This window comes from Streptomyces sp. NPDC102467, assembly GCF_044765445.1.
Classification (GTDB): Bacteria; Actinomycetota; Actinomycetes; order Streptomycetales; family Streptomycetaceae; genus Streptomyces.
Genome location: NZ_JBIWKA010000007.1, coordinates 201,837 through 214,762, shown reverse-complemented (window position 1 = coordinate 214,762; position 12,926 = coordinate 201,837). Strand labels below are relative to the sequence as shown.

General features: G+C 69.5%; 7 protein-coding genes. 3 read left to right on the top strand and 4 right to left on the bottom strand.

The annotated features are described in order from the left end of the window. Positions 1–23 precede the first annotated feature (23 nt). Positions 24–1,088, bottom strand: coding sequence for a glycoside hydrolase family 113 (locus ACIREE_RS16335; RefSeq protein ID WP_404151651.1), 1,065 nt, complete (start codon positions 1,086–1,088; stop codon positions 24–26). Then, complete coding sequence (locus ACIREE_RS16330; protein ID WP_404152311.1) at positions 1,085–2,908, bottom strand: DUF2334 domain-containing protein; 1,824 nt, start codon at positions 2,906–2,908, stop codon at positions 1,085–1,087. Before ACIREE_RS16330 ends, ACIREE_RS16335 begins: the two co-directional genes overlap by 4 nt. Positions 2,909–3,376: 468 nt before the next feature. Here ACIREE_RS16330 and ACIREE_RS16325 point away from each other — a divergent pair, with 468 nt between their 5' ends. From ACIREE_RS16325 to ACIREE_RS16315, 3 genes are all read left to right on the top strand, one after another. Further along, positions 3,377–4,576 carry a glycosyltransferase gene (locus ACIREE_RS16325; RefSeq protein WP_404152308.1) on the top strand — a complete coding sequence of 400 codons (1,200 nt, stop codon included), beginning with the start codon at positions 3,377–3,379 and terminating at the stop codon, positions 4,574–4,576. Positions 4,577–4,691: 115 nt separating this feature from the next. After that, on the top strand, positions 4,692–5,855 hold the full coding sequence (gene wecB / locus ACIREE_RS16320; protein ID WP_404151648.1) for a non-hydrolyzing UDP-N-acetylglucosamine 2-epimerase: 1,164 nt from the start codon (positions 4,692–4,694) through the stop codon (positions 5,853–5,855). After that, positions 5,852–6,589, top strand: a complete 738-nt coding sequence (locus ACIREE_RS16315; protein WP_404151645.1) for a family 16 glycoside hydrolase — start codon at positions 5,852–5,854, stop codon at positions 6,587–6,589. Before wecB ends, ACIREE_RS16315 begins: the two co-directional genes overlap by 4 nt. 128 nt (positions 6,590–6,717) lie before the next feature. On the opposite strand, the gene ACIREE_RS16310 is transcribed toward ACIREE_RS16315, so the two are convergent. Both ACIREE_RS16310 and gltB read right to left on the bottom strand, forming a co-directional pair. Next, on the bottom strand, positions 6,718–8,181 hold the full coding sequence (locus tag ACIREE_RS16310) for a glutamate synthase subunit beta (RefSeq protein ID WP_404151642.1): 1,464 nt from the start codon (positions 8,179–8,181) through the stop codon (positions 6,718–6,720). Then, positions 8,174–12,802 (bottom strand): glutamate synthase large subunit, encoded by a 4,629-nt coding sequence (gltB, locus tag ACIREE_RS16305; protein ID WP_404151639.1) that lies wholly within the window; start codon positions 12,800–12,802, stop codon positions 8,174–8,176. Before gltB ends, ACIREE_RS16310 begins: the two co-directional genes overlap by 8 nt. Between the last annotated feature and the right edge of the window lie 124 nt (positions 12,803–12,926).

Sequence of the window (12,926 nt, the reverse complement as noted above, 5' to 3'; positions counted from 1 at the left end):
CAGGCTCTCGGGAAGTCAGGGTCTCAGTCCGACCACTTCTCGCGCAGCACCTCCTCGGCGGGTTTGCCGCGCGGGGAGTACGCGAGCCGCTCCGGGGTCTCGCCGCTGTCGGGCCAGTCGTCCCACATCCACCAGCACACGCCGGCCCACCAGCTCCGGCCGTCGAAGGTGTCGAGCAACGCCCGGTAGGCGGCGGCCTGTTCGGCGGGGGCGGGGTCGCGGCTGACGGTCCAGGAGTAGGGGGCCGTCGTGGTCCCCCGCTGGCTGGCGTATCCGGCTTCGGTGAACAGGATCCGCCGGTCCTGCTCGTGTGCGTACGCGGCGAGGCGTTCGCGGATGGGTGCCCAGGCGCGGCGCAGCCGGGCGGCGTCCCTGGTGGCTGTCTCGGCCAAGGGCCAGTAGGCGTCGATGCCGATGACGTCGAGGTCCTGCCAGAAGTGGATCTTCTGGTACTCGTCGTAGTTGGCCGCGTAGGTGAGCGGCCGGGCGTAGCGGTCGCGGACCGCCGCGATGACGTCCTGCCAGGCGGCGCGGTCGCCGGAGACGCCGGCGAGTTCGGTGCCCACGGCGAACTGCTCGGCCCCGGTGTCCGTGGCCAGTTCCGCGTAGTGGGTGATGAAGCGCCGGTACGCGGTGAACCAGGCGCGGCGGTCGCGGGGCCGGATGTCGGCGCGGTCGCCGCCGCCGGTCAGGTCGACGTGCGGCTTGATCATCACCTTGAGTCCGAGGGTGTGCGCCCGGAGTGTGATGTTGCGCAGGCTCGCGTCGGCGGCACTCTCCTCGGTGGGGTGCATGGCGGAGTCGGTGCGGCGCCGCTGGTACCAGGTCGGGGTGAGGGTGATCCAGCGGGCGCCGGTGGCCCGGATGCCGCGCAGGTAGCGGTCGGCGGCCGGGCTGTCGTAGTCGCTGTGGTACCAGGAGGGCAGGGCGATGCCGCGCAGGACGGCTCGGCTCGCCGGGGCGGAGCCGGAGGGTGCGTTGGTGGCGTGGTGTCCCCCGCCGCCGGAGGTCGTGCATGCCCCGGCGGCGAGGAGGGCCGCCACCGTGGCGACGACGGCGGCCCTCCTCTTGAGGGCGGTTCCCCTCACAGGCTCGTCGGGCTGACGAAGGTGTAGCCCAGGGCCTTGATGCCGTCGACCGTTTCCTTCAACGGCTGGGTCGGCAGGTACGGGTGGTAGAAGAAGCTGGCGACGCCGTCGCGGACGGCCAGGTTGGCCTTGGCCGCGGCGATCAGATCGGCCGGCAGCCGCGGCGGGTGGTTGTTGAAGGGGTCCGGTTCGTAGTTGCCGATGTTCTCGGGCAGCACCTTGGTGCCGTACACGTCCTTCACCGTGTAGGGGAAGAACTGCCCGATGAAGACGTTGGGTCCGGCGGAGTTCCCGCCGAGCGTTCCGGAGAAGTACAGCGAACGCTCCAGGCGTGCGGCGTAGTTGATGGCGAACACCTTGTAGTCGGCGGCGGAGGCCGCGTAGTGCGGGGTGGTCCACAGCGTCGGTTTCGGCAGACCCGCGGCGTTGAACTCGGCCAGTGAGCCGGCCACCCGCCCCTGTGTCCAGGCGGTGGAGTCCTCGGCTACCGGGCCGTCGTAGACCACGTTGTCCGCCGCGTCGACGTGCGCGCGGTAGAACTCGAAGTCGTCGGCGCTGACCCCGCTGTAGGGGTTGGCGGCGGCCTCGTACTGGTGGGTGTAACCGTGGTTCATCAGGACCGCGCCCCGGGCCAGCATGTACTTCAGGGCGCTGACGACGTCCGGCCGCTGCGCGAGGGTGACCGTCTGCGCGACCCCGTTGTTGTAGGTGCCGTTCGGGTCCTTGTAGACCGGAATCACGTTGATGCCGTACGGGATGTGCTGTGAGTACAGGTAGTCCGCCATGGTCCGCAGTTCGGCCGGGTCCGAGTCGGGGCTGATGTCCTCCAGGCGCAGCAGCGCGCGGTGCCGTTCGGGTGTGGTGGGCGCGAGGGCGTCGAAGAGCAGGTCCTCGATGACGATGACCCGGTCGCTCTCGGACACGTAGGCGAAGGGGATCTCGCCGATGTAGGTGAGGTTCGACGACCGGACCGCCCACCCGAAGGTGTGTCCGTTGGAGCTGTCGAGGCCCTCCGCGAGCTGGGCGACCGCTGGATGACCGGTGCCCGTGAGGATGTGGGGGCGCAGTACGCCGGCGTCCTGGCCCGCCGGGATCTTCCGCGTGAGGGTTTGGTTCTTGTACGTCACCTGCGTCACGGTGCCGACGGATCCGCCGTCCTCGTAGTACGACGTCGTCGGGTCCCAGCCGTACTTCTGTGTGAACTGCGCTACGCCGACGGAGTTCGCCATGTTCCAGATGTTGGCGCCCATCCAGATCACGGGCGTGGCCGTGGTGGAGACGTCCCGGTAGAAGGCGGCGGGGATGTCGTCGGGGGTGGTGCAGCAGTAGTACGTCGAGCCGATGTAGATCACGGCTCCGTACGATCCGGCGAGGCCCGCGGTGTACTCCTTGACCGGCTTGGTCGTCACGTCACCGAAGTGGCCCGCGAGGTTGGCGGCGGCCATGGCGTACAGCTCGCCCAGGTGACCGTAGGCGCCGGCCGTGTCGTAGAGCACGAGGGTGGTCGGGGAGGCGGCGGCCGCGGCGGGGGCGGCCATGGCCGCGGGTGTGGTGGCCGTGGGCTTCTGGCGCGGCTTCTCCGGCTGCTTCTTGTGCGGCCTCTTGTGGCGGGCCTTGTCGGCCCTGACCTGCGCCTTCACCCAGCCCTTGAGGTCGATGCCGCTCAGGCCCGGCCGGTTCACGACGGTTTCGTTGACGTGGCGTGGTGCGTTGTCGGCGCCGGCGCCGCCCGCGGCCATGAAAGTGCCGCTCAGGAGCGCTGCGACGAGCAGTAACAGGAAAGTGAACCCGGAGATTCCGCGTCTGCGCCGGCGTATCACTGGCCTCAACGTTATTTTCCTCCACTCTGCCATCATCAGCAAAGATTTTCACCGAACAGGAATTAGCGATTCTTGTGAGCGATCAAGAAAAATGTCAAGAGCGTCCTTTTCGGGTTCCGTTCTGAGCCCGGCCGGGCGTCTGCTACGTTCCTTTTGCGCATTGGGGATGCGCGGGGTGCGCGGGATGCGCTGTGAAATATGGGGGGACAATGTACGGAAGACCCGCTCTGGGGGCGATGCTGCCCCTGGCAGGGGCGATCGCGGCGCCGGAAGCACTGCCGGGACTGCCCCTGGCCAGGGGGTTACAGGCCGCGGCCGGGGCCGGATTCATGCTCTATTGCCTTACGGCTTGTCTGGTAATGGTGGCCCGAATACGACTGCGTCGCCGTACACGCATCCTGCGCACCACGGCCGGGAGCAGTCGTGATCAGTGATTTACTGCTCTGGTCGAGCGTGACGTTGATCGTGATGGCCGGTTTCTACAACACCACTCTCTTCACGCTTTCACGGCGCAGATCCCGCCATTCCGACGACAGGCGGAGAGAGCGATTCTACGTATTTCTGCTGGCCTGCCTCAACGAGGAGAAAGTTCTTTCGGAAAGCCTGGCGCGAATCATTTCCCTGCCGGCCCGAAATTTCATGGCGCTCGTCATCGACGACGGATCGGACGACCGCACCTCTCAGATAGCGCTGGCCGCCGACCCGGCCCTGGTCCGGCTGCACCGGCGCAACCCGCCGCACGCGCGGCAGGGCAAGGGCGCCGCCCTCAACGACGGGGTGCGCCACCTCCGGGAGTCCGGGCTGTTGGACGGGCACGCCCCCGAGGACGTGGTGGTCTGCGTGGTCGACGCGGACGGCAGGCTCGACGCGCACGTCGTGGAGTCCGTCGACCCGTACTTCGACGACCCGCGCACCGGCGCGGTGCAGGTGTGCGTCCGTATGTACAACCGGCATCTCGGGCTGCTCGCCCGCATGCAGGACATGGAGTTCGTCGTCTACGGCGACGTCTACCAGAGCGCGCGCCGCTTCATCGGCAGCGTCGGCATGGGCGGCAACGGCCAGTTCATGCGGCTCGCCGCGCTCGACACGCTGGACGGTGACGGCCCGTGGAGCGACAGCCTCACCGAGGACCTCGACCTCGGCGTCCGGCTGATCGCCAAGGGGTGGACCAACCAGCACTGCACCACCGCCGCGGTCTCCCAGCAGGCGGTGCTCAGCCTCAGGCGTCTGATCCGCCAGCGATCCCGGTGGTTCCAGGGCCACTTGCAGTCGGCCGATCTGGTACCGCTCATCCTGCGGGACGTGCCGACCCGGGCCGCGCTCGATCTGCTCTACCACCTCTCCAGCCCGGTGCTCATCCTGCTCACCTCGCTGCTGCCGATGTCCTTCCTCGTCGCGCTCGCCGCCACCACCGTGGCCTCGTTCCGCGTCGGGCACCCGCTCGTCTCGCCCATGTGGCTGATCGGCCCGTACGTGCTCTCGTTCACGGTCGCCTACGCGTACGGCTTCGTGTACGCCAAGCGTGAGCGCGATCTCGGCCTCGTCCGTTCCGTGCTCATCGCGCACGTCTTCGTGTTCTACGGCTACATCTGGTTCGCGGCCGGCTGGTGGGGTTTCTGGCGCATGCTCACCGGTCAGCGGGCCTGGCTGAAGACCGCGCGCACTTAGGGCCCTTCTGACGGATCTCCGCGGCGTCACGACGCCCGGCACGCACCGGCCACTTCACCGTTCGCTCCACCTTTCTCGCACTCTCACCTTCGCCTTCACCTTCGCGGGAGCTCGCATGTCCACTCACCCGTCAGCCGTGCCCGTACGCGCCATGCTCGTACTCGGCACGCGGCCGGAAGCCATCAAACTGGCCCCGGTGGCACGGGAAATGACGCTCGGCGCACACTTCGAGCCGATCGTCGTCACCACCGGTCAGCACCGGGAGATGCTGTATCAGATGCTCGACATGCTGGGCGTCGACACGCGCATCGCCCTGGATGTCATGCGCACCAGGCAGCAACTCTCCGATCTCACCGCCCGGTTGGTGCGTGAACTGGGCGAGGTCATGCGCGAGCACCGGCCCGACCTGGTGCTGGTGCAAGGGGACACCACGACTGCTCTCGCGGGGGCCCTGGCCGCCTTCTACGAGAAGATCCCGGTCGCCCACGTCGAGGCCGGACTGCGGACCGGGGTGCCCGACAACCCGTTTCCGGAAGAGCTCAACCGCAGACTCATCAGCCGCATCGCCCGCTGGCACTTCGCCCCGACGGCTGCGGCGGCCCGACACCTGACCGATGAGGGGATCCCCCCGGAGCAGGTGTTCACCACCGGCAACACGGTGATCGACAACCTGCTGTGGGTGCTTGCCGAGGGCACCGGCATCTCCGCGTTCCGCACCGGCGACCGGCGGATCCTGGCCACCCTGCACCGCCGGGAGAACCAGGGCGAGCGGATGCGTGACATGGGCCGGGCACTGGCCCGGCTCGCCGGGCGGGGTGACGTGGAGATCGTGCTGCCACTGCACAAGAGCCCGGCCGTGCGGGACGCGCTGCTGCCCGAACTGGCGGGCGTGCGGGGCATCTCGCTGGTGGAGCCGCTCGGCTACCTCGACTTCGCGGCGACGCTCGCCGCGTGCGACCTCGTCCTGACGGACTCCGGCGGCGTCCAGGAGGAGGCTCCGAGTCTGGGCAAGCCTGCGCTCGTCCTGCGCACCACCACGGAGCGGCCCGAGGCCGTCGAGGCCGGCGCGGCCCGGCTGATCGGGACCGACCCGGAAGCCCTGGTGACCTGGGCGGCGAGACTGCTCGACGATCCGGCGGAGTACCAGCGGATGAGGCGGGCGGGCAATCCGTTCGGCGACGGCAAGGCCGCTCTGCGCGTGCTGGCCCAGCTGGCCGAGGATTTCGCGGCCGATGTGCCCGTGGGCCTGACCGCGCCGGGCCCGTACTCGACCGCATGACGCCGCTGTCCCCGCGCTCCCGCTTTCGGATCCCGCCGGTGCTGCGGGAGCGGATCCCGCCGGCTCCGCGGGGGCGCAGGGGGCGCCTGTTCACCGGCCTTGCCGTGGCGCTGGTGCTGACCGCGGCTTTCGCGGGAGCCTTGAGCCGGTGCGGGGCCGGTGATCCCGAGCCGCCGACCGTGCCGTGGAAGGACGGCTCCACGCACGGCCGGTGGCTCTCGGTCTTCAACGGCCACGGCACGAACATCGGCGACGACGACGCCCTCTCGCTGTCGCCGAGGCCCGCAGAGGACCCCGGCACCACGCACGCGGGCCTGGTCGTCAGCACCGCCTCGTACACCGACGTGCGGTACGAGGCGCGGATGCGGACCGAGAAGCAGCTGCGCGAACCCACCCCGAATCCGTGGGAAGTCCCCTGGCTGGTCTGGGCGTACACCGACCCGGAGCACTTCTACTACATCACCCTCAAGCCGAACGGCTGGGAGCTCGGCAAACGCGATCCCGCCTATCCGGGCGGCCAGCGCTTCCTGGCCACGCGGCACGGGACGTATCCGGTGGGCGACTGGTCCGACGTGCGGGTGGAGCAGCGCGGCGCGACCATGAAGGTGACGGTGGACGACAAGCCTCTGGTGACGTTCACCGACCCCGAACGGCCTTACGGCGCGGGCCGGGTGGGGGCGTACAGCGAGGACGCGGCGGTCACGTTCGAGGAGCTGAAGGCGAGTTCAGGCTGACAGCCGGCAACGACATAGGAGGGTCCGGACGCACCGCGACGCCCACCCAGTCGTCCGGTCGGGGACAGTGGGGCAGGCGTCGCGCTCAGTTCCGTACGCCGTTGTACGGGACGTTCAGGGACGGATCGTCACACCATGAGGGAGCGGTCCGTCGGGCGGATGGGCGCCGGGAGTTCCGAGACGCCGGTCAGGAAGTGGTCCACGCCGCGGGCGGCCGAGCGGCCCTCCGCGATGGCCCACACGATCAGGGACTGGCCGCGGCCCGCGTCGCCGGCGACGAAGACGCCGGGGACGTTGGTCTGGAACTCGGCGTCGCGGTCGATGTTGCCGCGGGCGTCGAGGTCCAGGCCGAACTGGGAGACGAGGCCGTTCTCCTGATCCGTGCCGGTGAAGCCCATCGCGAGCGTGACCAACTGTGCGGGGATCTTGCGCTCGGTGCCGGGCTTCGGAGTGAGCTTGCCGTCGATGAACTCGACCTCGGTGAGGTGCAGCGCCTGGACGTTGCCGTCCTCGTCGCCCTCGAAGTGGGTCGTCGAGACGGAGTAGACCCGCTCGCCGCCCTCCTCGTGCGCGGAGGTGACCTTGTAGAGCATCGGGAAGGTCGGCCACGGCTGCGAGAGCGGGTCCCGGTCGTCGCCGGGACGCGGCATGATCTCCAGCTGCGTGACCGAGGCCGCGCCCTGGCGGTGGGCGGTGCCCACGCAGTCCGCGCCGGTGTCGCCGCCGCCGATGACGACGACGTGCTTGCCCTCGGCGGTGATGGGGGGCTGCACGAAGTCGCCCTCCTGCACCTTGTTGGAGAGCGGCAGGTACTCCATCGCGAAGTGGACGCCGTTCAGCTCGCGGCCCGGGGCGGGCAGGTCGCGGGAGACCGTGGCGCCCGCGGCGATCACCACGGCGTCGTGGCGCTTGCGCAGCTTCTTGGCGTCGATGTCGCGGCCGATCTCCACACCCGTACGGAACTTGGTGCCCTCCGCGCGCATCTGCTCGATGCGGCGGTTGATGTGGCGCTTCTCCATCTTGAACTCGGGGATGCCGTAGCGGAGCAGGCCGCCGATGCGGTCCGCGCGCTCGTAGACGACGACCGTGTGACCGGCCCGCGTCAGCTGCTGGGCGGCGGCGAGTCCGGCCGGGCCCGAGCCGATGACCGCGACGGTCTTGCCGGAGAGGCGCTCCGGGGCCTGGGGCGCGACGTCGCCGCGGTCCCACGCCTGGTCGATGATCGAGACCTCGACGTTCTTGATGGTGACGGGCGGCTGGTTGATGCCGAGCACACACGCCGACTCGCACGGGGCGGGGCAGAGCCGGCCCGTGAACTCGGGGAAGTTGTTCGTCGCGTGCAGCCGCTCCTGCGCCGCGGACCAGTCCTCGCGGTACGCGAAGTCGTTCCACTCGGGGATCAGGTTCCCCAGCGGGCAGCCGTTGTGGCAGAACGGGATGCCGCAGTCCATGCAGCGCGACGCCTGCTTGCTGATGATGGGGAGCAGCGAGCCGGGAACGTAGACCTCGTTCCAGTCCTTGACGCGCTCGTCCACCGGACGGGTCTCGGCGACCTCTCGGCCGTGGTTGAGAAAGCCCTTGGGATCAGCCATTGGTCGCCGCCTCCATCATCTTCTCGGTGATCGCGGTCTCGGAGAGACCCGCTCGCTCGGCGGCGTCCTTGGCGGCGAGCACTGCCTTGTACGTGCTGGGGATGATCTTGCTGAAGCGCTCCACCGACACCGCCCACTCGGCCAGCAGCTTCTCGGCGACCGTCGAGCCGGTCTCCTCCGCGTGGCGGCGCACGACGTCGTGCAGCCACTGCTTGTCGGTGTCGTCCAGGACGTCGACCGCCGCGACGCTCGCGCCGTTCACGTTGTCGCGGTTCAGGTCGATGACGTACGCGACACCGCCCGACATGCCGGCCGCGAAGTTGCGGCCCGTCTCGCCGAGGACCACCGCGTGACCGCCGGTCATGTACTCGCAGCCGTGGTCGCCCACGCCCTCCGAGACGACCGTGGCACCGGAGTTGCGGACGCAGAAGCGCTCGCCGGTGCGGCCGCGCAGGAACAGCTCGCCGCCCGTCGCACCGTAGGCGATGGTGTTGCCGGCGATCGTCGAGTACTCGGCGAGGTGGTCGGCGCCGCGGTCCGGGCGGACCACGATGCGGCCCCCGGAGAGGCCCTTGCCGACGTAGTCGTTGGCGTCGCCCTCCAGGCGCAGGGTCACACCGCGTGGCACGAACGCGCCGAACGACTGGCCCGCCGAGCCGGTGAAGGTGATGTCGATGGTGTCGTCGGGCAGTCCCGCCCCGCCGAACTTCTTCGTCACCTCGTGGCCGAGCATCGTGCCGACCGTGCGGTTGATGTTGCGGATGGCGACCTGGGCGCGGACCGGCTGGGCCTCGGTCTGGTCGCCCGCGGCGAGGGCGTCGGCGGCGAGCTTGATGAGCTCGTTGTCGAGCGCCTTCTCCAGGCCGTGGTCCTGCGTGATCAGCTGGTGGCGCACGGCGCCGTCGGGGAGTTCGGGAACGTAGAAGAGCGGCTCCAGGTCGAGGCCCTGCGCCTTCCAGTGGTTCACGGCCCGCTCGGTGTCGAGGAGTTCGGCGTGGCCGACGGCCTCCTCGATGGTGCGGAAGCCCATCTCGGCGAGGAGCTCGCGGACCTCTTCGGCGATGAACTCGAAGAAGTTCACGATGAACTCGGGCTTGCCTGCGAACCGCTCGCGCAGCGTCGGGTTCTGGGTCGCGATACCGACCGGGCAGGTGTCCAGGTGGCAGACGCGCATCATGACGCAGCCGGAGACGACGAGCGGCGCGGTCGCGAAACCGAACTCCTCGGCGCCGAGCAGCGCGGCGATGAGCACGTCGCGGCCGGTCTTCAGCTGGCCGTCGGTCTGTACGACGATGCGGTCACGCAGGCCGTTGAGCAGCAGGGTCTGCTGGGTCTCGGCGAGACCGAGCTCCCAGGGGCCGCCCGCGTGCTTGAGCGACGTGAGCGGCGAAGCACCCGTACCGCCGTCGTGGCCGGAGATGAGGACGACGTCCGCGTGCGCCTTGGAGACACCCGCGGCGACGGTGCCGACACCGACCTCCGACACCAGCTTCACGTGGATACGTGCGGCCGGGTTGGCGTTCTTGAGGTCGTGGATCAGCTGAGCCAGGTCCTCGATGGAGTAGATGTCGTGGTGCGGCGGCGGCGAGATGAGCCCGACGCCGGGCGTCGAGTGACGCGTCTTGGCGACCCACGGGTAGACCTTGTGGCCGGGCAGCTGGCCGCCCTCGCCGGGCTTGGCGCCCTGCGCCATCTTGATCTGGATGTCGTCCGCGTTGACCAGGTACTCGGAGGTCACACCGAAGCGGCCGGAGGCGACCTGCTTGATGCTGGACCGGCGCGCCGGGTCGTAGAGACGCTCCGCGTCCTCGCCGCCCTCACCGGTGTTGGACTTGCCGCCCAGCTGATTCATGGCGATGGCCATGGTCTCGTGGGCTTCCTGCGAGATCGAGCCGTACGACATGGCGCCGGTCGAGAACCGCTTGACGATCTCGGAGACCGGCTCGACCTCGTCGATCGAGATCGGCTGGCGGCCCTCGGACTTGAAGCCGAACAGGCCGCGCAGCGTCATCAGGCGCTCCGACTGCTCGTTCACCCGGCCCGTGTACTTCTTGAAGATGTCGTAGCGGCGCGAACGCGTCGCGTGCTGGAGGCGGAAGACCGTGTCCGGGTCGAACAGGTGCGGCTCGCCCTCGCGGCGCCACTGGTACTCGCCGCCGATGTCGAGCGCGCGGTGCGCCGGGGCGATACCGGTGACCGGGTACGCCTTGGCGTGACGGGCGGCCACCTCTTCGGCGATGACGTTCAGACCGGCGCCGCCGATCTTGGTGGTCGTGCCGCTGAAGTACTTCTCGACGAAGGCCGCGTCGAGGCCGACGGCCTCGAAGACCTGGGCGCCCCGGTAGGAGGCGACCGTCGAGATGCCCATCTTGGACATGACCTTCAGGACGCCCTTGCCGAGCGCGTAGATCAGGTTGCGGATGGACTGCTCGGCCCCGCCGTCCTCGTCCGCGGGCAGGAACGTGCCGGCGCGGACCAGGTCCTCGACCGACTCCATCGCCAGGTACGGGTTGACGGCCGCGGCGCCGAAGCCGATCAGCAGGGCCACGTGGTGGACCTCGCGCACGTCACCGGCCTCGACGAGCAGACCCACCTGGGTGCGCTGCTTCGTACGGATGAGGTGGTGGTGGACGGCGGCGGTGAGCAGCAGCGACGGGATCGGCGCGTGCTCGGCGTCGGAGTGCCGGTCGGAGAGCACGATCAGGCGGGCGCCGGCCTCGATGGCGGCGTCGGCCTCGGTGCAGATCTCGTCGATGCGGGCGGCGAGCGCGTCGCCGCCACCGGAGACCCGGTACAGGCCGGACAGGGTCGCGGCCTTCATGCCGGGCATGTCGCCGTCGGCGTTGATGTGGATGAGCTTGGCCAGCTCGTCGTTGTCGATCACCGGGAAGGGCAGGGTGACCGAGCGGCAGGAGGCGGCCGTGGGCTCGAGCAGGTTGCCCGCCGGGCCCAGCGAGGAGCGCAGCGAGGTGACGAGCTCTTCGCGGATGGCGTCCAGCGGCGGGTTCGTGACCTGCGCGAACAGCTGGGTGAAGTAGTCGAAGAGGAGCCGCGGGCGGGCCGAGAGGGCCGCGATCGGGGTGTCCGTGCCCATCGAGCCGATCGGTTCGGCGGCCGTCTTGGCCATCGGCGCGACGAGGATGCGCAGCTCTTCCTCGGTGTAGCCGAAGGTCTGCTGGCGGCGCGTGACGGAGGCGTGCGTGTGCACGATGTGCTCGCGCTCGGGCAGGTCGGAGAGCTCGATCTCGCCGGTCTCCAGCCAGTCGCCGTACGGCTGCTCGGCGGCGAGTCCTGCCTTGACCTCGTCGTCCTCGATGATGCGGTGCTCGGCGGTGTCGACGAGGAACATCCGGCCGGGCTGCAGCCGGCCCTTCTTGACGACCTTCGCCGGGTCGATGTCGAGCACGCCGACCTCGGAGCCGAGGACGACGAGGCCGTCGTCGGTGACCCAGTAACGGCCGGGGCGCAGACCGTTGCGGTCGAGAACGGCGCCGACCTGGGTGCCGTCGGTGAAAGTGACGCAGGCCGGGCCGTCCCAGGGCTCCATCAGCGTGGAGTGGTACTGGTAGAAGGCGCGCCGGTCGGCGTCCATGGAGTCGTGGTTCTCCCACGCCTCCGGAATCATCATCAGGACGCTGTGCGGAAGCGAACGCCCGCCGAGGTGGAGGAGTTCGAGGACCTCGTCGAAGGACGCGGAGTCGGAGGCGTCCGGCGTACAGATCGGGAAGATCCGGTCCAGCGTCTCCTGGCCGTGGCCGGCCGAGCCGAACAGCTCGGAGGCGAGCTGGGACTCGCGGGCCCGCATCCAGTTCCGGTTGCCCTTGACGGTGTTGATCTCACCGTTGTGCGCGACGAAACGGTACGGGTGGGCCAGCGGCCACGACGGGAACGTGTTCGTGGAGAACCGGGAGTGCACGAGCGCGATCGCGGAGGCGAAACGGCGGTCGGACAGGTCCGGGAAGAAGGGCTCCAGCTGGCCGGTGGTCAGCATGCCCTTGTAGACGATGGTGCGGGCGGAGAGCGACGGGAAGTACACGTCGGCCTCGCGCTCGGCACGCTTGCGCAGCACGAACGCCGCGCGGTCGAGGGCGATACCCGTGCTGCTGCCGTCCGCGACGAAGATCTGCCGGAAGACGGGCATCGTCGAGCGGGCGGTGGCGCCGAGCAGTCCCGGGGCGACCGGGACCTCGCGCCAGCCGAGGACCGTCAGGCCCTCTTCGGCGGCGATCGTCTCGATCCGCGAGACGTAGGACTCGGTGTCCTCCTCCGGCAGGAAGGCGATACCGACGGCGTACGCACCGGCCTCGGGCAGGTCGAAGTCGACCGCCTCGCGCAGGAAGGCGTCCGGCACCTGGGACAGGATGCCCGCGCCGTCACCCGAGTCGGGTTCGGAGCCGGTGGCACCGCGGTGCTCCAGGTTGCGCAGAACCGTGAGCGCCTGCTCGACCAGCGCGTGGCTCGCCTCACCGGTGAGGGTGGCCACGAAGCCGACGCCGCAGGCGTCGTGCTCGTTGCGCGGGTCGTACATGCCCTGGGCGGCAGGGCGAGCATCCATGTGCGACCGGTTCGTGGTGACCCGGCCGTTGTTGGAATGCTGGGACGGCTGGCGCGGCGTACGCATCGGCTCTCCCGTCGTCGTCGTGGCATTTGCGTGCCGAGGGACGACGTTGGCCCTCTGCGAATTACTGGATAAGTACTGCTGATGTGCTGCAGCAGTACTGCTGAAGTGCTCGTGAAGCTCATGC